We start from the raw sequence: 21,800 nt of genomic DNA, 5'->3' as shown, positions 1-21,800 counted from the left end.
ACCCCGGCTTGCCGGGGTTTTCTTTTTCATCACACTCAAAAATATTTGCGCAGATACTCGGTCAAACAGAGCATCGCCATCGCCTGGCCATAGGGCATGGAGGTTAATGGGATCTGGCGATAAAACTCAAGATCGCTGCCCATTCCTGTGCCGAATGAGACCTGCAACAACTCCCCTTCTGGTGAGATATTTTCGACGATCGCCTTCACCGCCCGCTCGGCGACCGGCGCGTAATCGGTGCTGATATAACGCTTGCGCAACGCCTTCAGCATGCCATAGGCAATCCCGGCGGTGGCGGAGGCTTCCAGATAGGAGTCGGGATCGTCCAGCAGCGTATGCCACAGCCCGCTCTGATGCTGACATTTTGCCAGCGCCGCTATCTGCGCATTCAGCACCTGCACCAGATAACGGCGCACGGCGTTGTTTTCCGGCAGATCCACCAGCTCGAGAAAATCAGGGATGACGATTGTCAGCCAGCTGTTGCCACGCGCCCAGCGCGCTTTTGCGAAGTTGTGCATCCCCTCGTAGTTCCAGCCGTGGAACCACAGCCCCGTTTCGCGATCCATCAGATTCTGCACATGCAGCAGGAACTGATAGACCGCCTCTTCCACATACTCCGGTTTGTTGAGCAATTTGCCGATCTTCGCCAGCGGCAGCACCGTCATCATCAGAGTGTCGTCCCACATCTGCTGGTGGTTCTCTTCCGCCAGCGTGATGTGCTGCATGCCGCCGTGATCGGTGCGCGGCATCTCACTCATCGCCCACTCTGCCCAACTCTCCAGCCAGGGTAGAAACGCCGGGTTGCGCGTCTCTTCATAGCGGTACGCCAGCGTCAGGAACGGCGCCATGGTATTGACGTTTTTGGTGGTTGCCCCCTCGGCAAAGCGATCGGCAAACCAGCTATCAATCACGCCAAGAATATCTTCATCGCCGGTCTGGCGATAATACTGATACATCCCATACAGCCCGACGCCGTGCGTCCACTCCCATCCGGCCCAGCCTTTAGTGTCAATCACACGACCATCGTCGAGACGGAGTAAAAATTCGCCGCTATCATCGTGAATGTTGACGAGATTGTGCGTCACCTTGCGGATCAACGCTTTCAGTTCATCACGGGCGATAAAACGCTCTGGCTGACGCAGTAACGGGCTCTGTTTGACAGGCCAAACCTTCATAGTATTAACCTCAGTTATAAGTCGATTTCAGATGCGCCTCTTCCAGCGTGGGCGCAGCCGGTTTATTGCGATTCAGAAAACCAATGTTGTTATTGCCCCACAGGGATTCATACGGCATCCCCGCCAGCATCTCGACCGTTTCACGCGCCTCTGGCGTGATGTTCTCCGGCATTGCGCGGCCGTTCTGGCGCATTTTTGCCGTCTCTGCACGCAGCACGCTGTGGGTTTTCAGGTTGAGCTTAAAGCGCAGGGAGACGAGGAAACCGCAGCAGAGCACGGCGACAGTGCCGAAACACATAACCATCAAAATGGTGTGGCTCACTTCCGGCAACTGGGTTTTCTGCCCGGAGACAAAACCGGAGGCCTGCATCACAATGCCCACCAGCATCACTGCCCCCGCCTGCGAGGCTTTACGGGTCAGGGTCATGATCCCGGCGAAGATCCCCTCGCGGCGCTGGCCGGTCACGACTTCATCAATATCGGCAATATAGGTGTAGGTATTCCATGGCACATAGTTGATGCCCCCGCGTCCCAGACCCGCCACGGCAGAGATCAGCAGTAGCAGCGAGTAGACATCGCTTAAGCCGGCGTAATAGAGCACCGCATAGGAGACGGCACTGAGGCCAAACAGCACCACCACCATGCGGTAGGAGGGAGCCGGTCCGAAGCGGATGCAGAGCGGGATCATGGCGATCACCGCAATGAACTGGAAAATCGCCATCGTACCGAGCAGGTTCGAGGCTAATGACGCCTCCTGCATCAGCACAAACACCACGTAGTAGGTGAAGACGGCGTTAAACACATCCTGGGCGATATAGCCGCCGAGATACATGCCAAGATGCTGGCGAAAAATCTTAATGCGCAGCGTCGAGCTCAGTTCCACCACCAGCCGGCGCAGGCTCTGCCCGAGCGTCAAACTCTTCTTCTCCTCTTCAGCACGCAGCGCCGCTTCTGTCCACTCTTCACGCGGGCGCTCCCAGGTAAAGATCCAGACAAAGGTCAGCATAATGGCGCACAGCACCGAGAAGACCAGGCTGGCATAGAAGAAGGAGACGGCGTTGTCTTTACCAAAGTGCGTCAGCAGCACGCCAGGCAGGAACGAGGCGAGGATCGCCGACATTTGCGCCATAGAGATGCGCGCACCGGAGAATTTGGTTTTCTGTTTAAAATCATCGGTCATCTCCGGCACCAGCGTCTCATACGGCACCAGGATCATGGTGTAGACCACGTCAAACAACAGATAGGTAAGCAGGTAATACCAGAAGCTCATATCCCCTACCCACATGATTGAGTAGCTAAATACGCAGGGAATACCGAGCAGAATAAAGAATTTACGCCGACCAAAGCGCTTGCCTAAGCGCGTCGAGCCAAAGTTATCGGTGAGGAAGCCCATCAGCGGGCTGACCACCGCATCCAGCACCCTTGCGGCGGCGAAGATAAAGGTCGCTTCAATCGGCGTCAGGCCGCAAAAGGTGGTGTAGAAGTAGAGTAACCATGCGGCGGTAAGCGCCGTCGTACCTGCACCCAGAAAATCGCCCGACCCGTAGGCAAGGTAATTAGCCAGTCCAATTTTTTGTGTTTTCATTGCCGTCAACCCTGTTCATTTTGGGGGACCTTTGACGATCCGGCTGAGTCAAAGGAATTTCTTACACGGCTAAAGTAAGGGGATGCGCAAGGGGAAACCTTTCTGTTTCTGCCATCAACATGCGCCATCTGGCAAAAATGCAAAGAGTGCCAATACTCGCTTCACTGATTTATAAAACAGCGTTTCTTTTGCATCAAAAGGAGAGGTCAAAATTGCGGGGCAGATAGCAAAATCCCGCGCGAACGGCGGGATTGTCGGTAGAAAATTGAGCTAACTGATTGAGTTTACAGCTCAGGGCTGCGCCGGAGGGCGGCGATAGTTGACGATAACCTGGTTGCTGCGCACCGTCAGCGCTGGCCATAAGCGCCCGCCGCCCGGCACTTCCCAGACATAGCGCAGCGGCTCAAGCGCCGGGACACCATTAAACGCGCGGGTAGTGCCACTCTGCCCATCCAGCGCAACGCAGCGCGCCTGTGAACAGAGGCGCACAATCAGACCAGCAGGCGTCGGGCCATTCAGCTCGTAACGCCAGGAGACATCGGTCATCAGCCCGCTAACCGGCTCGGTGGGGCCGAGCTGCGATGAGGAGGCAACCACGCCACGGTTGGCGAGCGTGATGCCGATACTGCTCGCCTGCCAGGTTCCCTCACCCATGGCGTGCGCCAGCATCGGCAGTGTGAAAAGCAGTAAAGCGAGTTTGCGCATTATTTGCCTCCGATGGTCGCGGTCATGCGAATGCTGCGGTTGTCGGACATCTCCATATTCGACAGCACCACCAGCTGGGGCAGGCTGCGGCGCAGGAAGCGGGCCAGCAGCGGGCGCAGAGCATGGTTGACCAGCAGCACCGGCGGCGCGCCGAGCATCTCCTGGCGGGAGAGCGCTTCCTGAGTCTGCTCCAGCAGACGATCCGCCAGACCCGGCTCGAGGCCGCCACCGCCCTGCAGGGCTTGTAACAACAGGCGCTCCAGCGGGGTATCGAGACCAATCACCTGCACTTCACCAGTGCCTGGGAACCACTGCTGGGTAATGGCGCGGCCCAGTGCCACACGCACCACGGCGGTGAGTTCGTGCGGATCGTTTTGCAGCGGTGCATGCTCGGCCAGCGTTTCCAGAATGGTGCGCATATCACGGATCGGCACGCGCTCTGCCAGCAGGTTTTGCAGCACTTTATGCAGCGTCGTCAGCGTCACCACGCCCGGGACCAGATCTTCAGTCAGCTTCGGCATCTCCTGGCTGACGCGATCAAGCAGCTGCTGCGCTTCCTGACGGCCAAACAGCTCAGGCGCGTACTGCCCAATCAGGTGGTTAAGGTGGGTCGCGACCACTGTACTCGCTTCCACGACGGTAAAGCCCTGGATCTGCGCCTGCTCTTTCAGGGCGCTCTCAATCCAGATTGCCGCGAGGCCAAAGGCCGGATCGACGGTCGCTTCGCCCGGCAGCGAGCCTGCCGCCGTGCCAGGGTTAATCGCCAGCCAGCGCCCCGGATAGGCTTCGCCGCTGCCAATTTCTACGCCTTTCATCAAAATACGGTAGCGCGCAGGCGGCAGATCCATATTGTCGCGGATATGCACCACCGGCGGCAGGAAGCCCATATCCTGCGCAAATTTCTTACGAATACTGCGAATACGCCCAAGCAGTTCGCCATCCTGCTGGAAATCGACCATCGGGATCAGGCGGTAGCCCACTTCCATCCCGAGGTTATCTTCCAGCTGCACATCGCTCCAGGTGGCTTCCACCGCCTGGGTATTCTCTGGCAATTTCACCGGCGCGGCGTCCAGCGGCGCTTTCTCCTCTTTGCCACGCAGCCACCAGGCAAGCCCCAGCAGCGCGGCGGTAAAGAGAAGGAAGACAAAGTTTGGCATGCCCGGCACCATGCCGAGCAGACCGAGTACGCCGGCGCTCAGCATCATGACGCGCGGGTTGCTGAAGAGCTGGCCCACCATCTGCTGGCCAACGTCCTGATCGGTGCTGACGCGGGTCACGATAACGCCCGCAGCGGTAGAGATCACCAGTGCCGGGATCTGCGCAACCAGGCCATCACCGATGGTCAGCAAGGTGTAGGTTGAGCCCGCATCGCCCATCGACATACCATGCTGGATCACACCGACCATCAGGCCGCCGATGACGTTGATCACCATGATCAAAATCCCGGCGACGGCATCACCACGCACGAATTTACTCGCACCGTCCATGGAGCCGTAGAAATCCGCCTCCTGGGTCACTTCGCTACGACGACGCTTGGCCTCTTCTTCGCCGATAATCCCGGCGTTAAGGTCGGCGTCGATCGCCATCTGTTTACCCGGCATCCCGTCCAGTACGAAACGCGCACCTACTTCAGCGATACGCCCCGCACCCTTGGTGATAACCATAAAGTTGATGATCACGAGGATGATAAAGACCACGATACCGATGGCGAAGTTACCGCCAACGAGGAAGTGTCCAAACGCTTCCACCACGCGACCTGCCGCCGCGCCGCCGGTATGCCCTTCCATCAGGATGATACGGGTGGAGGCGACGTTCAGTGCCAGACGCAACAGCGTGGTGAACAGCAGAATGGTCGGGAACGCGGCGAATTCGAGCGTGCGCTGGGTGAACATTGCCACCAGCAGCACCATGATCGACAGCGCAATGTTAAAGGTAAACAGCAGGTCGAGGACAAACGCCGGCAACGGCAGCACCATCATCGACAAAATAAGCAATATGAGCACCGGCCCGGCGAGCACTTGCCACTGGGTCGATTTCCAATTGTTCGGCAGACGCAGTATTGCCACCAGATTAGCCATCAGTGTCCTTCTCTTTCAAAAAGTCCAGCGCCTCTGGCACCGGGAGATTCTCAGGTTTAACAGGTCGTTGTCCGCCGGACAGACGCCAGCGTTTCAACTGCCATACCCACGCCAGCACTTCGGCAACTGCCGCATAGAGCTGGCCCGGGATTTGCTGACCAATTTCAGCGTGACGATAGAGCGCACGCGCCAGCGGCGGTGCTTCAAGGATCGGCACGCGGTTTTCAGTGCCCAGCTCACGAATACGCAGCGCCACGGCACCCGCGCCTTTGGCGACCACTTTCGGCGCGCTCATTTTGTTCTCGTCATACTGCAGCGCCACGGAGTAGTGCGTCGGGTTAGTGACAATCACATCCGCTTTCGGCACGTCCGCCATCATGCGACGGCGGGCGGCGGAGCGCTGCATCTGGCGAATACGCCCCTTCACATGAGGGTCGCCTTCGCTCTGTTTAAATTCGTCGCGAATATCCTGGCGTGACATGCGCAATTTTTTCAGGTGGCTGTAGATCTGCCAGAAAACGTCGAAGCCAACCATCGGGATGATGCTCAGCGAAACCAGCAGCGCGCAGAGCCCGGCAAGGTTCATGGCGCTGGCCATCGCCGTCAGCGGCGATTCGCTCATCAGGCGCATCATGTCAGGCCAGTGATGCCAGAGAAACAGGCCAGCAACACCGCCCATCAGCAGGGCTTTCATCAACGCTTTAACCAGCTCTGCGCCGACCTGGGCAGAGAAGAGACGTCCAATGCCACTAATCGGGTTAAGTTTGGAGAACTTAAACGCCAGCGTTTTGGTGCTGAACACCAGCCCACCCAGCATTACCGGTGCCACCAGCGCGATAATCACCACGCCGACCAGCAGCGGCAGCATGCCGATCAGCGCCGTCTTCAGCATGATGATGATTTGGCCGAGGATCAGGTTCTGGTCGCTAATAATCTTGTGATCGAAACGTAACCCGGAAGAGAGCACCATGGTGAGACGTTGACCAAACGACGCGCCGCCAAACCAGAGGATGCAGACGCCGACCAGCATAATGAGCACCGAGGTCAGCTCTTTGGATCGCGGGATCTGCCCCTCTTCACGCGCTTTTTGCAACCGTTGCGCGGTGGGCGATTCTGTTTTGTCGTCGTTATCTTCAGAGGCCACGTTCAACGTCCGGGGTTACAGGTGTGACGTCATATTGCCAGAGTCAAGCGGGTCTAATGGGCGGAGTAAGGCATAAAAAGAGGGGGTTTTCGCCTTTTGGGCAGGAATGATTCACGCGCAGGCCACGTAAAGGGGGGATGAGTACGTCTGTTTTTGAAACAGCGGGAAGGCTCTCCCCTTCCCGCTTTTAACGCCACGTCTGATGCGAAATCAGAAGCCGAGGCTATCCAGCAGATCGTCCACCTGATCCTGGCTTGCCACAACACCCGCTTTGGTCACGTCGAGTTGTGGGCCATTGAGCAGGCTGTCGTTTTCACGTTTCGGACGCGCGGACTGCTCCGGCATGTTCTCCAGCAGCACCATCAACAGCTGGCGCTCAATCTCCTGGATAACATCCATCATGCGCTTGATAACCTGACCGGTCAGATCCTGGAAATCCTGCGCCATCATGATGTCGAGCAGTTGGGCATTGGTAAAGCTGGTGTGACCCGGCACTTCCGCGAGGAACTGACGCGTGTCGGTAACCAGTTCACGGGCATCGGTCAGCTCGATCGGGTTTTCAAACCACTCATCCCAGCGTTTGGTCAGCGCTTTCGAGCCTTTTTCCATCTCATCCTGGTGCGGCTGTGAGGCTTCAACGCTGTTCAGCGCGCGCTCTGCCGCCTGGGCGGTCATCTGCACCACATAGTCGAGACGGTCACGGGCATCCGGAATTGCTTCCGCTGCTTCAGCAATCGCCTGGTCAAGACCCAGTTCGCGCAGGCTGTCGCGCAGCATGCGCGTCAGGCTACCAATGCGGGCAATGATCTCGCTGGGTGAATGCTCTTCCGTGGGTTTAATTGAAGGTTGCATCATTTGTCCAGTCCTCACATGCCAAGTTTCTCGAAGATCTTGCCAAGCTTCTCTTCGAGGGTTGCCGCCGTGAATGGTTTCACCACATAGCCGCTTGCACCCGCCTGCGCTGCAGCAATGATGTTCTCTTTTTTCGCTTCGGCCGTGACCATCAGCACCGGCATAGAGGCCATGTTGCTGTCTGCACGAATGGTTTTAAGCAGTTCCAGACCGTCCATGTTTGGCATGTTCCAGTCAGAGATGACGAAACCAAAACCACCGGCCTGGAGTTTATTGAGCGCATCAACGCCGTCTTCAGCTTCTTCGACGTTGTTGAATCCCAGCTCTTTTAACAGGTTGCGCACAATTCGACGCATAGTGGAAAAGTCGTCCACAACCAGAAATCTGAGCTCTTTGTCCGCCATATAACTTCACTCCTCGTTAAATACGTATTGCCTGTCCGGCACTGATTTTCGCCAGCATCTGCTGGCTTACCTGGCTAAGATCGACCACTTCGCTGACGCCACCCATATTGATGGCCTCACGCGGCATGCCGAACACCACACAACTTGCTTCGTTCTGTGCAATGGTCCAGGCGCCCGCCTGGTGCATCGCTAACATCCCGGCGGCACCATCGTTGCCCATGCCTGTGAGAATAACTCCCACGGCGTTGCGCCCCGCATGTTTCGCCACCGAATGAAACAACACATCAACCGATGGCCGGTGCCGGTTTACCGGCGGGCCATCGTGAATTTTAATCTGGTAGTTGGCACCGCTACGGGCCAGCTCCATATGCTTATCACCAGGCGCAATGTACGCGTGCCCTGGTAATACACGTTCGCCGTCTTCTGCCTCTTTCACGCTGATCTGACAGAGCTTATTCAGGCGTTCAGCAAACGAGCGGGTAAAGCCCGGCGGCATGTGCTGCGTAATCAGAATACCGGGACTTGAGAGCGGCAATGGCTGGAGTACATGGCGAATTGCCTCTGTTCCGCCCGTTGACGCGCCAATCACCAACAATTTTTCCGAGCTAAGCAGCGGACCGGCTTTTAACGTTACCGGTGCTGGCATCGGTTTGTGCGCCGCGATACGGGCGCGCGATGCGGTGCGTACTTTCTCAGCGATCATTTCGCTGTAGGCCAGCATGCCTTCGCGAATGCCGATTTGCGGTTTGGTAACGAAATCAATCGCTCCCAGTTCCAGCGCGCGCAGCGTCACTTCTGAGCCTTTACCGGTCAGTGAGGAGACCATCACCACCGGCATCGGACGCAGACGCATCAGTTTTTCAAGAAAATCCAGCCCATCCATGCGCGGCATTTCCACGTCCAGGGTTAAGACATCCGGATTGAATTTCTTAATCAAATCCCTCGCCACTAACGGATCCGGCGCGGTTGCCACCATCTCCATATCGCTGTGGCTATTGATAATTTCGGTCATGATTTGCCGCATCAATGCGGAATCATCGACGGACAACACCCTGATTTTACTCATGCTTTATCCTTACTCAGCGCATAAACTGTTTGCCCACGCAGGCTAAACTCGCGCACGAGGTTGCTGAAATTCTCCGAATGCCCGGCAAACAGTAATCCGTCCGGTTTAAGCAGCGGAGCGAAACGATGCAGAATGTCCTGTTGCGTCGTTTTATCAAAATAAATCATCACGTTACGGCAGAAGATCGCGTCAAACGGTCCCGGAACGTTGTACTGCTTATCCAGCAGGTTGAGGGTGGTGAACTCAACATAGTTCGCCAGCTCCTGGCGTACGCGCACCAAGCCCGCGTGCGGCCCGGTACCACGCATAAAGTAGCGCTGCATCTGCTGCGGCGAGAGCGTTTTCAACTCATCAAGCCGGTAGATGCCACTGCGTGCTTTCTCCAGCACTTCGGTATCGATATCGCTGGCAAAGACTTTGAAGCGGCCAGGCGCCATGCCCAGCGCATCGGCGAGAGTGATCGCCAGCGAGTAGGGCTCTTCCCCGGTTGAGGCCGCCGCGCTCCAGATGCGATACTCCCCTGTGCGCTTACGCGCATGCTCAGCCAGCACCGGAAAGTGGTGCGCTTCGCGGAAAAATGCCGTGAGGTTGGTGGTCAGCGAGTTGATAAACGCTTGCCACTCGGCGCTGTTCTGGTTCGCTTCCAGCATGCTCAGATAGCGGCCAAAATCATCTAACCCCAGCGTGCGCAAGCGGCGAACGAGGCGGTTGTAGACCATGTCGCGTTTATGATCGGCAAGAACGATCCCGGCGCGCTGGTAAATTAATTGGCATATCCGACGGAAATGCGCATCGGAGAGCGCCAGGCGCTGGGTCATCTGCTGCAATATTGATGACGTTTGCCCGTTAGGGATAGATGTTGTCATAGCGCCTTCTCAACTCAGTTCAGGATGCAACGAGCACGGCTTTTGGCGGTGCCACTTTTGTGGTGTGACATATTTTTCATCTTTATTCTGATACCGGTCGTGACCACCCGGCGTTGCAACCCTGCTTAAAACGTTTCCCAGTTCTCTTCTTTCCCGGCGGCAACCGCCCGACTGCGTGCCGGAGTAAGCGTCGCGCTCATCGCCGGTTGCCGTGCGGCCTGCGCTTTACCCACTGTCGCGGTCAGGCGGAAGGCGGAAACGGCTTGCGTCAGTCGGCTTGCCTGCTCCTCCAGCGCCGCCGCCGCGGCAGCGGACTGCTGCACCAGCGAGGCGTTCTGCTGGGTGACGCGGTCCATCTCGGAGACAGCCAGCGCCACCTGATCGATACCGCGGCTCTGCTCATCAGAGGCGGAAGCAATCTCGCCCATGATGTCGTTGACGCGCGTTACCGCGTTGACGATATCGAGCATCGTCTCCCCTGCACTTCCAACCAGTACAGAACCGGTATCGACACGGGAGACAGAATCTTCAATTAAAGATTTAATCTCTTTGGCAGCGTTCGCACTTCGGCTCGCCAGATTGCGCACTTCGCCAGCCACTACCGCAAAGCCGCGACCCTGCTCACCGGCACGCGCTGCCTCCACCGCCGCGTTAAGGGCGAGGATGTTGGTCTGGAACGCAATGCCGTCGATAACGCTAATAATGTCGGCAATTTTCTGCGAACTGTTGGCGATCTCATGCATGGTTTTCACCACGCCATCGACCACTTTGCCGCCGCGCTCGGCGGTTTCAGAGGCGCTCTGCGCCAGCAGCGAAGCCTGACGGGCGTTTTCGGCGTTCTGTTTCACCGTTGCGGTCAGCTCTTCCATGCTGGCAGCGGTTTGCTCCAGCGCAGAGGCCTGCTCTTCGGTACGCGAGGAGAGATCGTTATTCCCGGCGGCGATTTCGCTGGTGCCGGAGTAGATCGCATCCGACCCCTGACGCACGTTAGTCACGGTGTCGATCAGCGCGGTCTGCATATGGTCAACGCTCTGCGCCAGCTCGGTCATTTCGCTGCGGCCATCAATGCGCAGCGTATGGGCAAGATTACCGCCTGCGATTTCACGGATATGGGCAATCACCGAGGAGAGCGGCGAGAGCAGAATACGGCGGATGCCATACCAGACGCCGGCCAGCACAATCACCAGCGCCAGGGCGAGGATCGCCATCTGCCATTTGGCGAAGGTGTAGTCGCTGACGCTCTGCTCCCAGGCATTGCGGTAGAGGCTGTCGCTCAGGGTGGCATAGTTGCTCATCGCCGCGCCGAGGGCGTTTTGCATCCCCTGGGTCGGCTGCGCGAGGAAGCTGTTCATATTGCCGCTTTCGAGGAACTGCACCAGCTCGCTCAGGGCGGCGTGGTAAGTCTGGTATTTCTCATCAAGGGCCTGGCGCGCACTATCCATCTCCGGCATGGTCGGCAGTTGGCGGAAGGCGTCGTAATGTTTGGCAGCATCGGCCAGCGATGCTTTCGCGCTGTTAAGCAGATCGGTTTTGGCACTGCTCTGCTGGTTGTTCGGGTCGAGCAACATGCGCGCGGAGGAGCGGCTCAGGTTGATACGCGTTTGCAGCATCAGCTCCCAGGCTTTGCCCAGTTCTGTTTGTTGCATACGCAGATCGTTGGAGACCGCAAAACTTTGCTGGTTCTGCTTAAGCGACGAAAAAAAGAGTCCGCCAGAGACGAGCTGAAGCAGGGCAAAGACCACCAGCACACTCATAAGCAGAGTAACGACGCGGATACGGTTCAACATGCAACAAACACCTTATTGATGAGTTATTAACGGTGTTATCGGCATCCGGCCTGGGAACTTTACATTTGCGAAAAGGAAATAAATTTGCGCTTAAAACACAATATCCACCGTCAAGGTATCGCTGTAGGTTCCGCCAGGCGGCGTCGTCTGCGTTGTCAGCACCCGTGCGGTGTAGTTATAGGTGCGCAGCAGGCCATCGGCACTCATCTGCGAAGAGGCACTGCTGGCCCAGCGCTCCGCCCCGATACTGCCCCAGCGGCTGGTGGTGCCGGCTTTGTAAATCTCATAACTGAGACGATTGGTGCCGCTCGCCATATTACGCACGCTGCCGTTGGCGTAGAGACCGTTATTAATGCCGACAGTGTAACTGCTCCCTTTAGTGCAAGTAATGGAGACAGATTGCGAAACAGTGGGGAAATTTCGCACCAGCGGCGCGCTGCCAAAGTTAACATTCGGCGCGCTGATGGTGGTGCAATCATTGGTGATGGTGCCGGTTAATAGCAGGCTGGTGATCGCCGTGCCTTTCTGCGAAGAGAAACAGATGCCAAGCACGCCGTTGGAACAGACATCGTAGGCGACACTAAAGTTAAGCGTCACCTGGTAAGGCCCGGCGCTGACATTTTGCCCCGGCACCGTCATAAAGTAGAGCGGTAAGGTATAGGTGCGCGAGCCGAGCAATTCAAGCAGCGCCGCACCGCTCCAGGTGTAGCTGTTGCCACCAATGTTTATTTCACTGTTGTTGGCGCAGTTGGCCTGGCCGCAGAGCCGCACCGGAATGGTATCGGTGATAGCGGCGTTATCACTGCGCTTCATTGCTGCCCGGTTGGTTGCCGTCACCGTTGCTCCCGTCAGCGTTAAGGTGATGGAGTCGTTGGTCAGCAGGTTGAGTACCGCATCACAGCGCACCACTAATCTGCCGGTGGTGGTTTGCGCCCCGGCATTAAGGACAAAGGAGGTGACGGTGCCGAACGCGGCATTAACGGTGCTGACTGTACAGGCCGACCAGGCCGGGGCCGCACAGAGCAGCAGAAACAGGAAAAGTAGCCGACGCATTATGGATTCCTCTGACAGGTAAGCGGCCCGTAGGTCTGCAATTTATGTTCGGGGTTGGCGCTAAGAGTGAACTCGGTTTTACACTCTCCCCCTTCCGGCAGGCGGACAATGAGCGGGTTGATGTTTTCAAGATTCTCCAGCCAGGCGATACCGTCATACCCCACCACCGCAGGCGCTTTACCGCGGCGCTCCACCTGGCTGCCAACCGGGATTGCCAGCCCCTGCTCATCATGGAGGATGACGCTGGCGACGCGCTCCTGCACCATCGGGAACTCAATCAGGTAACCGCTCTGGCGGCGTAGCGCGACTTTGCGCTCCGTATTCTTAAGCTGGGTATCGGCAGGCAGGTTCAGGGTGTTAATGCTGTAACTCGCCGGATAGTAGGCCGACACGCCGCTCACCAGCAGGTAGCCATTCTTATCCGTTACGCCCACCGGCTGGTTTTCATAATTGACCGGTACGCCAGCATTGCCGCCGGTGCTGATCACCGCGAAGGCATCGTTGATGCGGTTAGCGGCAAACAGCTGACCATCCATCAGCACGACGGCACCAATCGTTTCCCCCCACCAGGTCATCTTGCCGCGTTCGCCATAGCCACCGCCCTGCAATTCGACATTGTTATTGCGCCAGCCCAGCGTGCCCTGCTGGTAGCTTCGCGCCTGCGACTGGTGCGCCAGCGACATATTCCAGCTCAGGCCGCCGTCGGTGGGCATTGCATGGCTGTAGTTCACGCGCTGCGTCGAACCAGCATCCGGGGTTCTCTCCATACTGAAGGCGGCGCTGTCACGCTCGCCAATCGGGATCTGCACCGAGAGGCCAAAGGTCCAGTCGCCCCGCTGGTTATCGCGGCTGGCGGCAAGGTTCATGCTGCTGGAGCCCCACAGATTGCGGCTCCAGGAGAGGTTCAGCAGCTCGGTTTTTTGATTGTCGAAACTGCGCACACCGATCCACGCCGCACCAATGTTGCCAAAGTCGCCCATATTGAAAGAGAGCGAGTACTGGTCGGTATTGCGGCTGTAGCTGGCGATGGGCCAGCGCCCGTTCTGGCGCATATCGTCGTAGCTGGCGCGCTGATCGTAGAGCGCCAGGTTGCCAAACTCGCGGTTGCGGCGGCTGTGCTGAGTGTTGATGCTAAACAGGCTGGTGTTGTATTGATAACCCCAGTTGAGCTGGTTGCCCGCATCGCCGAACATCCGGCTCTCGGTCCAGGCGCCGTTCACCACGCCGAGGCGGCCCAGCCGGACCACCGCGCCTGCGCCGCCGAGCGTCAGCGATTGCGCTCCTTCGGCGTGCCCCTCCAGCGTTAACCAGTCCGTGACGCCATAACGGTATGAGCCGCTGCCCACCAGCGGGCCGTAATCAAAATTTTCAATCCCGTAGTTGCGCCGTAACGAACCGATGGTGATCGCCCCATCGCTCAGCCCCGGCTTTAACAGCTCGCTGGCGACATAAAACGGCAGCGTGGTGCTGACGCGCCGCCCGAGGGCATCGGTAGTGACCAGTACCGCATCGCCCGCGCCGTTGATATAGGGCATGTTGGTCAGGGTAAACGGCCCCGGCTGTAGCTGCCGGTTACCGGCGCGATAGCCGTTAATAAACAGGTCAACCGAGGTGGGCACCGCTGCTTCGCCGGAGAAAGAGGGCAGCGGCCAGGTGACGAGATCGGGGCGTAATGTGAAGTCGCGGCCGTAACGAATACCGCCGACGCGCACGCTGCTGCTCCAGCTGAGGGCTTCCGAGATCACATCCCCCACTTCCCACTGCGTGGCATCCTCTTCGTTATTAAACATCAGCGAAGTGTCATAGCGCATGTAGCCCTCCCGCTGACGCAGCGAACCGCTGAGCGTCTGGCGCAGCGCGCCGGTGGAGGAGAAGACCGCATTTCCGCTAAAGAAGCGAAACTCATTCCATAACGCGGCCTGGCTGCCAATGTGTTCGGTGGTGCTGGTATAGAGGTCGTAGTTGAACACCGCGCCGCGGCCATATTTTGGCTCGCTGCGCCGACCGCCCTCATTGAAGGAGGTATAGCGTGCCGGAACCCACGCCTGCGGAACAAACAGCAGCAGGCGCTGCCCGGCGCTGTCATACTCCACGCGCACGTTGGGCAGCGCAGAAACATTGACCTCGCCCTCGGGTAGATGATCCGGCGGCAGCCCGGCGTGGAGCAGATCGGCACGCTTAAGAAAAAAATCGTTGAGCCGCCGCGTCACCGGCACCACCTGCCGGGTATCGTAATAGTTGATCACCAGCGCGAGGTGAAACTCCGCCTGCTGGTTGATGCTCTGCGCATCCGGCGGCGGCGGTAAACCATCATCTCCCGGCTGCCCCCAGGCGGCTGCGCCGGGTAACATTATTGCGGCTGCAATAATCAGTTTCCTGCTGACGACTGCCATTGCTCATCCCGTGCGTTAATCGATGCCTCCAGCGCCGATGGATTGCTCACCCCGGCAGGCAGAGGCCAGCGCCGGGCACTGTGCGGCAACACATACCCTAACAGCCCGTCGGCGACCAGCCGCATCTGCCCACCCTGGCGCACGCGCACTTTGCTCAGCCGCACGTGGATATCATCATCATTGCGCACTTCCAGTTGCGCCTGGCCGTCTTCACGCACCACGCGCCAATGTAATTTTGCCGGTTGTACAAAGGCGTGGTGCGCCCCTTCGGCTTCCGTTTTAACGCCCTGCCCATAGACAAACAGCGGGATCGAGTAGCGCATCTGGAGCTTGAGGCCAATCTTCGGTTTGTTCGGATCGTCCGGCTGCGGGATCTCATCGACAATGATGCGGTAAGCCTGCTCTTTGCCGGCCGGGATCGCTGCCTGCTTAATCAGGCGAATCAGTTGCTTGCTTTCGGGTGCTATCTGCACAATCGGTGGGCTGGCAACCACATCGCCCTGCTGCTGGTAACGCTCAAGCCCGCCATCTTGCGTCCAGCGGACAATACGCACCTGCATAGTGGTTGGGGTTTCGCCCTGATTCTGGATCCACAACTCGGTGGCGTTGGTGGTTGCATCCAGCCAGGGATCGATCGGCCAGATCAGAATGGTGGCCGCTGCCTGCGCGTTTCCCGCTGCAAGGGTCAACGCCCCCGCCAGCATACATCCTGCCGCGCGGCGGCCCAGGTTGACATTCATTCCCTCTCCCTTATCACCATGACAACGTCACGGTGAGTTGATCGCTGTAGGTTCCCGCCGGGCTGAAGCCGGTGAGCTGCGCTGCGCCAAAGATGGCGAGCAAAATATTATTGCTATCGGTGATGGTGACCGGAACCGGCTGGTTGACGCCGATTTCCGTATTGGGTGCCAGCGTGCTGCTGGTGTAGAGGCGGTACGGAACCCGTTCTACGCCGCCGCTGCGCTGCATATTGCGCACCGTCGAATAGTAGTTGCCGCCGCTGATACTCATGCTGAGCGCCACGCCGGGCGTGCAACCGAGTGAAAGGGAGGCATTGGGGACAAAGGCGCTGGTCACCTGCCCCTTTTCCACGCCCGAGCGGGTGCCAAAATTGAGCGTGCCGAGCGCCGCGCCGCTGCCGGTGACCACGGCGCAACCAGGCGTAATCGTTGCGCCGACGGTAAAGGTTTGCGTCGTGACCGCCAGTGCAGCCGGTTGCGCCAGCATGCCCAGCACCACTCCTCCTGATAATGCGCGCAGCACTGTCCGGCCACCCTGCCGGACGGCGCGCACGCTCTCCCTTTTCATTGGCGGAGGACTAGTACGTGACGCTCACGTTAATCACGTCAGTGTAGGTGCCCGGCACCACGGTGACGCTGTTGCCGCCGCCGGTGATACGGCCATAAAGGGTGTAGTTATCAACGCCGCCGGAAGTTGAGGCGCGAGGAATATTGGTGTTGTTGGCGATAACGTTACTGAAGCCGCTATCGCTGTAGAGGCTGTATGCCACGCCACGCGTGGTGTCGGCAGTATTGACCAGATAACGGGCCGGTGTGCCCGGTGTACCGACGACGTTACCCGGCGCGGTGGAGTTGGTGTTGCCTGTAACCTGCACGGTGTAGTCGGTGGTGGTGCACTGCACCGTGAAGCTGTTGCCGCCGTTGGCGCCGGTCAGCTGCGTAGTGAGCTGGGAGAAGGTTGCCGGGTGGGTACCAAAATCGAGGGTACCGAAGTTGATACCGTTCTGGCTCGGCGAGCCGTTAATCAGACACCCATTCGTGAGGGTCAGGGTTGCGCCAATCGTCCCGCTACTGGTGACCGCCCAGGCACTTTGTCCGGCCACCATTAACGCGCCGCCAGCCAGTACACAAAGAAGTTTTCTGTTCATATGTCATCTCCAGCGTTCCCGCGCGCGCCGCATTGCCCAATCAATGGGACGGCCGGAAAAGAGTCAATAAAATCAGTCGAAAAAAGAGGTTTAACTGAAATTTAGATGAGGCGCTGAAAACCAACCACTTTATCCGGGCGATAAAATGTAACGGACAGGTAAGCATTTTTAATGAATTGCATCAGAGGGTTAATGGCGAAACCGGGGTGAAAGCACTGAAAATGTAACAAATATATGTCTGAATTTGTGATAAATATCACCATATATGATATCACCGCAAAATCATGCAGTTAGGGAGGTTGAATAGTCACTTAAGGGTAACTGAAGCGGGAAAGGCAGAGGGAAAAACGGGCGGGTGAAGGGCTTCACCCGCCTGATGCGTTACGCGACGTGGGTTGCCGCGATGTCCAGCAGCGCCATTTCGTCGCTGTTGAGCAGTTTTTCGATGTTTACCAGGATCAGCATACGGTCGCCCAGCGCGCCGAGGCCGGTCAGGTATTCAGTCGACAGGGTCACGGCGAATTCCGGTGCCGGGCGGATCTGGTCAGAGGCGAGTGACAGTACGTCGGAAACGCCGTCAACCACGATACCGACCACACGCTGACCAAGATTCAGCACGATCACCACGGTGTTTTCGTTATATTCCACTTCGCCCTGGCTGAACTTCACGCGCAGGTCGACGATGGGCACGATCACGCCGCGCAGGTTGGTGACGCCCTTGATGAAATCAGGGGTGTTGGCGATGCGGGTAACCTGATCATAGCCACGAATTTCCTGCACTTTGAGAATATCGATGCCGTACTCTTCATCGCCCAAAGTGAAGACCAGGAACTCCTGACCTGATGGCTCGCCCGCCAGTTTTGCTACATTACTCATACCGGTCATGTTTTATACCTTCTTAACTAAATCAGGCGGCTGTGTGCGCCATACGATGTTCACGATTCAATCCCTGCAGCGCTGAGACGTCCACAATCAGCGCGACGCTACCATCACCAAGGATGGTGGCGGCAGAAATCCCCGGCACTTTGCGATAGTTGCTCTCCAGGTTTTTCACCACCACCTGGTGCTGACCAATCAGCTGATCGACCAGCAGCGCATAGCGACGACCTGCGCTCTGCAGAATGACAACAATTCCCTGCGTGGCTTCGGTTTTTGCCCCAGCCACGTCAAACACTTTCCACAACTCAACCAGCGGCAGGTATTCGCCACGTACTTCCAGTACGCGCTCGCCGCCCGCCAGCGGATGCAGATCTTCTTCGCGCGGCTGCAACGACTCCATAACGGCGTTGAGCGGCAGGATAAAGACTTCGTTATTCACTTTCACTGACATGCCGTCGAGGATCGCCAGCGTCAGCGGCAGCAGGATACGGATAGTGGTACCGGTGCCCTGCTTCGATTTGATCTCAACGTGGCCGCCCATCTCCTGGATGTTACGTTTCACCACGTCCATGCCCACGCCGCGGCCGGAGACGTCCGTCACCTGCTCTGCGGTAGAGAAGCCCGGAGCAAAGATCAGCATGCCAACTTCTTCATCGGTCATGCTTTCGCTCACGGCCATGCCCTGAGAAAGCGCTTTGGCAAGGATACGGTCACGGTTAAGGCCGGCACCATCATCGGTCACTTCGATGCAGATGTTGCCGCCCTGATGCTCTGCGGAGAGGATCAGGTTACCAATCGGCGATTTGCCCGCTTCAACGCGTTTTTCCGGCGTTTCGATACCGTGGTCGAGGCTGTTACGCACCAGGTGCGTTAACGGATCGATAATACGTTCGATCAGGCTCTTATCGAGTTCGGTCGAGCTACCCTGCAGGGTCAGTTCTACCTGTTTATCCAGCTTGGTCGCCAGGTCGCGAACCAGACGCGGGAAGCGGCTGAAGACATACTCCATCGGCATCATACGAATCGACATTACCGATTCCTGCAGATCGCGGGCGTTGCGCTGCAGCTGGCTCATGCTGGTGATCAGATCGCCATGGGTCACCGGATCCAGCTCGTTGGAGCGCTGGGCCAGCATTGACTGGGTGATCACCAGTTCGCCGACCAGGTTAATCAGCTGGTCAACCTTCTCAACCGCTACGCGGATACTGGTGGACTCACTGGCGGCGCGCGCCGGTTTTTCTCGACCAGCAGGCTGCGGCTCTTTAGCTACCGCTTTCAGTACCGGTGCAGCAGCTGCCTGCACGGCAGGAACCGCGGCTTCGGTTTCTTCTTCTGGCGCAGCGTCGGCGACGGCTTCAACGGCGGCTGGCGCAGCGGCTTTCTCAAAAGCAATTTGATCTGCTTCGATAACAAAGCAGAGCACCGCAATAATGTCATCTTCACCGAGACCGCCATCGATGGTGGCGCTGAGGCTATTACTGCCTTTGACCACATCGCTCAGCGTACCGAGGTTGCCCAGCTCCTCTTCCAGCAGGGCAACTTCGCTCTCTTTCAGGCGCGACAGCACGACGCGCAATTTGCCGTCGTTCGCCGCAGCCGGGGCAGCGTCGACAGCCTGCGCGGTGCTTTCAACAACAGAGAGCTTCGCGCTGCCGGCAGCCGGAGCGGCTTCGCCTTTCGCTTCCAGCGCCAGCTGACGCAGAGCGTTGCAGATATATTCGAAGCTGGCAGCATCCGGCTCTTGCGAGCTTTTATAGGCGTCGAGCTGTTCTTGCATAATATCTTTGGTTTCCAAAAACAGGTTGATAATGTCGGTGTTAAGCTGCATTTCGCCACGCCGTGCCTCATCCAGCAGGTTCTCCATCAGGTGCGTGGTTTCCTGCAGAATGGTAAAGCCAAACGTTCCCGCACCACCCTTAATAGAGTGAGCGGCGCGGAAGATGGCGTTGAGCTGTTCTGAATCGGGTGCTTCCGGCACCAGGTCCAATAAATGTTGTTCCATATCGGCCAACAGTTCGTCGGCCTCATCAAAGAATGTCTGGTAAAAATCACTAATATCCATGCTCACGCTATCACCTCGGATTGGCTTGTGGCGATGTGGGAACTGCTACCGGAGACGCAGGGGCTGGCGCGGGGGCTGCCGGCTCTGCGGGCTCAGGCTGTGTAATGGCGCTTATTGGCGCACTTTGACTCTCGGCGTTCTCATGCAGAATGGCCGCTTCTGCCTGTTTGTTGAGCACCAGGAGACTTATTCGGCGGTTGATGGCTTCATCAGGTCCGCGGTTGACCAGGCGCATGGTGGCGGCCATGCCGACAACACGCATTACCTTGCCATCATCCAGCCCACCGGCAACCAGCTCGCGGCGCGATGAGTTTGCACGATCGGCTGAGAGCTCCCAGTTGCTGTACCCTTTGTCGCCGTTGGCGTACGGGGCATCATCGGTATGACCGGAAAGACTCACTTTATTCGGGATGCCGTTAAGCACCGGGGCAATCGCCCGTAAAATATCGCGCATGTAAGGCTCGACTTCCGCGCTGCCGGTTTTAAACATCGGCCGGTTCTGGCTGTCGATAATCTGGATGCGCAGCCCTTCCTGTACGAGATCGATTTTCAGATGCGGGCGCAGGGCGCGCAGCTTCGGATCCGCTTCGATCAACTGGTCCAGATCGCCGCGCAGTTTGCTCAGGCGCGACTGCTCCATGCGTCGTTTCAAATCATCAATATTCGGCTGTTTTTGCACTTCGCCTTGTTGCTGTGTGTAGTCATCGCCACCGCCCGGAATGGGGCTATCGCTATTCGAAATACGCGGCCCACCGGTGACCGCTGTTGCCAGCGGCGTGCGGAAATACTCCGCAATCTGAATCAACTCTTTCGGGCTGGAGATGGAGATCAGCCACATAACAAGGAAGAACGCCATCATCGCCGTCATAAAGTCGGCATAGGCGATTTTCCACGAGCCATGACCGCCGCCACCATGGCCTTTATGTTTTTTACGTTTAACTACGACGATAGGATGGGCCTGATTTTTCATGCGTCCTCGGTTGTCGTCTGTTGGTTAGGGTTGCGGACAGCACGTACGTGCTCATCCAGCTCGACAAACGATGGACGCTCGCTTGAGTAAAGCGTTTTACGACCAAACTCGACCGCGATCGGCGGTGCATAACCGTTCAGGTTCGACAGCAGCGTGATCTTGACGCACTGCATCATCTTGGCGGTTTCCGCACTTTTCTGGCGCAGCACGCTTGCCAGCGGCGAGATAAAGCCGTACGCCAGCAGGATGCCGAGGAACGTCCCCACCATCGCGTGGGCAATCAGTGCGCCCAGCTCTGCCGCCGGACGATCCGCCGAGGCGAGTGCGTGAACCACGCCCATTACCGCCGCAACGATACCGAATGCCGGAAGCGAATCGCCGATCGCAGCGAGGGCGTTGGCAGGCACTTCTGCTTCGCTCTCGTGGGTCTCGATCTCTTCATCCATCAGCGCTTCGATTTCGAAGGTGTTCATGTTGCCGCTGATGATGAGACGCAGGTAATCGACAATAAACTCGAGCATGGTGGCGTCGGCCAGAATGCGCGGGTAGCTGGCGAAAATCTCGCTCTCTTTCGGGTTCTCGATATCTCTTTCGAGGGAGAACATCCCCTGCTGACGTGATTTCGCCATCAGGCGATAGAGCAGCGCCAGCAGGTCCATATACATACTTTTGGTGTACTTAGAGCGGCGAAACAGCAGCGGCAACGCTTTCATTGTGCCTTTGATGGCTTTGCCGTTGTTGCCCACAATGAATGCACCCACACCCGCCCCGCCGATAATAATCAGTTCAGAGGGTTGATACAGTGCCCCAAGGTGACCGCCGGTCATCATATAACCGCCTAAGACTGCACCAACTACTATCAGGTAACCTAATACGATAAGCACGACATCATC

19 protein-coding genes are annotated in these 21,800 nt (G+C 57.7%); all 19 read right to left on the bottom strand.

What is annotated here, in order from left to right:
- Positions 1 to 35: 35 nt before the first annotated feature.
- The 19 genes from bglB to motA all read right to left on the bottom strand — a co-directional run bounded on the left by bglB (position 36) and on the right by motA (position 21,791).
- Positions 36 to 1,175, bottom strand: coding sequence for a beta-galactosidase BglB (gene bglB, locus SOM48_RS18765; protein WP_320512751.1), 1,140 nt, complete (start codon positions 1,173 to 1,175; stop codon positions 36 to 38).
- A 10-nt stretch (positions 1,176 to 1,185) separates the two neighbouring features.
- Complete coding sequence (locus SOM48_RS18760; protein WP_200133662.1) at positions 1,186 to 2,760, bottom strand: MFS transporter; 1,575 nt, start codon at positions 2,758 to 2,760, stop codon at positions 1,186 to 1,188.
- A 291-nt stretch (positions 2,761 to 3,051) separates the two neighbouring features.
- Complete coding sequence (gene flhE / locus SOM48_RS18755) at positions 3,052 to 3,465, bottom strand: flagellar protein FlhE (RefSeq protein ID WP_076770064.1); 414 nt, start codon at positions 3,463 to 3,465, stop codon at positions 3,052 to 3,054.
- On the bottom strand, positions 3,465 to 5,543 hold the full coding sequence (gene flhA / locus SOM48_RS18750) for a flagellar biosynthesis protein FlhA (protein ID WP_076770065.1): 2,079 nt from the start codon (positions 5,541 to 5,543) through the stop codon (positions 3,465 to 3,467). Before flhA ends, flhE begins: the two co-directional genes overlap by 1 nt.
- Positions 5,536 to 6,687 carry a flagellar biosynthesis protein FlhB gene (gene flhB, locus SOM48_RS18745; RefSeq protein WP_076770066.1) on the bottom strand — a complete coding sequence of 384 codons (1,152 nt, stop codon included), beginning with the start codon at positions 6,685 to 6,687 and terminating at the stop codon, positions 5,536 to 5,538. The genes flhA and flhB overlap by 8 nt, the downstream gene beginning before the upstream one ends.
- 210 nt (positions 6,688 to 6,897) lie before the next feature.
- Positions 6,898 to 7,542, bottom strand: coding sequence for a protein phosphatase CheZ (gene cheZ, locus SOM48_RS18740; RefSeq protein WP_054803260.1), 645 nt, complete (start codon positions 7,540 to 7,542; stop codon positions 6,898 to 6,900).
- A gap of 11 nt (positions 7,543 to 7,553) precedes the next feature.
- Positions 7,554 to 7,943, bottom strand: a complete 390-nt coding sequence (cheY, locus tag SOM48_RS18735) for a chemotaxis response regulator CheY (protein WP_023480048.1) — start codon at positions 7,941 to 7,943, stop codon at positions 7,554 to 7,556.
- 16 nt (positions 7,944 to 7,959) lie between these two features.
- Positions 7,960 to 9,009 carry a protein-glutamate methylesterase/protein-glutamine glutaminase gene (locus SOM48_RS18730; protein ID WP_042712785.1) on the bottom strand — a complete coding sequence of 350 codons (1,050 nt, stop codon included), beginning with the start codon at positions 9,007 to 9,009 and terminating at the stop codon, positions 7,960 to 7,962.
- On the bottom strand, positions 9,006 to 9,875 hold the full coding sequence (gene cheR, locus SOM48_RS18725) for a protein-glutamate O-methyltransferase CheR (protein WP_023480021.1): 870 nt from the start codon (positions 9,873 to 9,875) through the stop codon (positions 9,006 to 9,008). Before cheR ends, SOM48_RS18730 begins: the two co-directional genes overlap by 4 nt.
- A gap of 125 nt (positions 9,876 to 10,000) precedes the next feature.
- A complete protein-coding gene (gene tar, locus SOM48_RS18720; protein WP_320512750.1) occupies positions 10,001 to 11,662 on the bottom strand; it encodes a methyl-accepting chemotaxis protein II in 1,662 nt (553 codons plus the stop codon).
- 90 nt (positions 11,663 to 11,752) lie between these two features.
- Positions 11,753 to 12,715 (bottom strand): Csu type fimbrial protein, encoded by a 963-nt coding sequence (locus SOM48_RS18715; RefSeq protein WP_054803258.1) that lies wholly within the window; start codon positions 12,713 to 12,715, stop codon positions 11,753 to 11,755.
- Positions 12,715 to 15,108, bottom strand: coding sequence for a fimbria/pilus outer membrane usher protein (locus tag SOM48_RS18710; RefSeq protein ID WP_320512749.1), 2,394 nt, complete (start codon positions 15,106 to 15,108; stop codon positions 12,715 to 12,717). The genes SOM48_RS18715 and SOM48_RS18710 overlap by 1 nt, the downstream gene beginning before the upstream one ends.
- Positions 15,084 to 15,848 (bottom strand): fimbrial biogenesis chaperone, encoded by a 765-nt coding sequence (locus SOM48_RS18705; RefSeq protein WP_320512748.1) that lies wholly within the window; start codon positions 15,846 to 15,848, stop codon positions 15,084 to 15,086. Before SOM48_RS18705 ends, SOM48_RS18710 begins: the two co-directional genes overlap by 25 nt.
- Before the next feature lie 13 nt (positions 15,849 to 15,861).
- A complete protein-coding gene (locus SOM48_RS18700; protein ID WP_422653750.1) occupies positions 15,862 to 16,401 on the bottom strand; it encodes a Csu type fimbrial protein in 540 nt (179 codons plus the stop codon).
- Positions 16,402 to 16,426: 25 nt separating this feature from the next.
- Positions 16,427 to 16,996 carry a Csu type fimbrial protein gene (locus SOM48_RS18695; protein WP_023480132.1) on the bottom strand — a complete coding sequence of 190 codons (570 nt, stop codon included), beginning with the start codon at positions 16,994 to 16,996 and terminating at the stop codon, positions 16,427 to 16,429.
- A gap of 381 nt (positions 16,997 to 17,377) precedes the next feature.
- Positions 17,378 to 17,881 (bottom strand): chemotaxis protein CheW, encoded by a 504-nt coding sequence (gene cheW, locus SOM48_RS18690; RefSeq protein ID WP_023480148.1) that lies wholly within the window; start codon positions 17,879 to 17,881, stop codon positions 17,378 to 17,380.
- Between the two features lie 22 nt (positions 17,882 to 17,903).
- A complete protein-coding gene (cheA, locus tag SOM48_RS18685; RefSeq protein ID WP_320512746.1) occupies positions 17,904 to 19,943 on the bottom strand; it encodes a chemotaxis protein CheA in 2,040 nt (679 codons plus the stop codon).
- Positions 19,944 to 19,947: 4 nt separating this feature from the next.
- On the bottom strand, positions 19,948 to 20,907 hold the full coding sequence (gene motB / locus SOM48_RS18680) for a flagellar motor protein MotB (protein ID WP_023480067.1): 960 nt from the start codon (positions 20,905 to 20,907) through the stop codon (positions 19,948 to 19,950).
- On the bottom strand, positions 20,904 to 21,791 hold the full coding sequence (gene motA / locus SOM48_RS18675) for a flagellar motor stator protein MotA (protein WP_076770069.1): 888 nt from the start codon (positions 21,789 to 21,791) through the stop codon (positions 20,904 to 20,906). The genes motB and motA overlap by 4 nt, the downstream gene beginning before the upstream one ends.
- Between the last annotated feature and the right edge of the window lie 9 nt (positions 21,792 to 21,800).

This window comes from Kosakonia sp. CFBP8986, assembly GCF_034044935.1.
In the GTDB taxonomy this organism is placed as follows: domain Bacteria; phylum Pseudomonadota; class Gammaproteobacteria; order Enterobacterales; family Enterobacteriaceae; genus Kosakonia; species Kosakonia cowanii.
The sequence above is the reverse complement of the archived record's forward strand: the minus strand, read 5'-3'. Positions and strand labels throughout refer to the sequence as shown.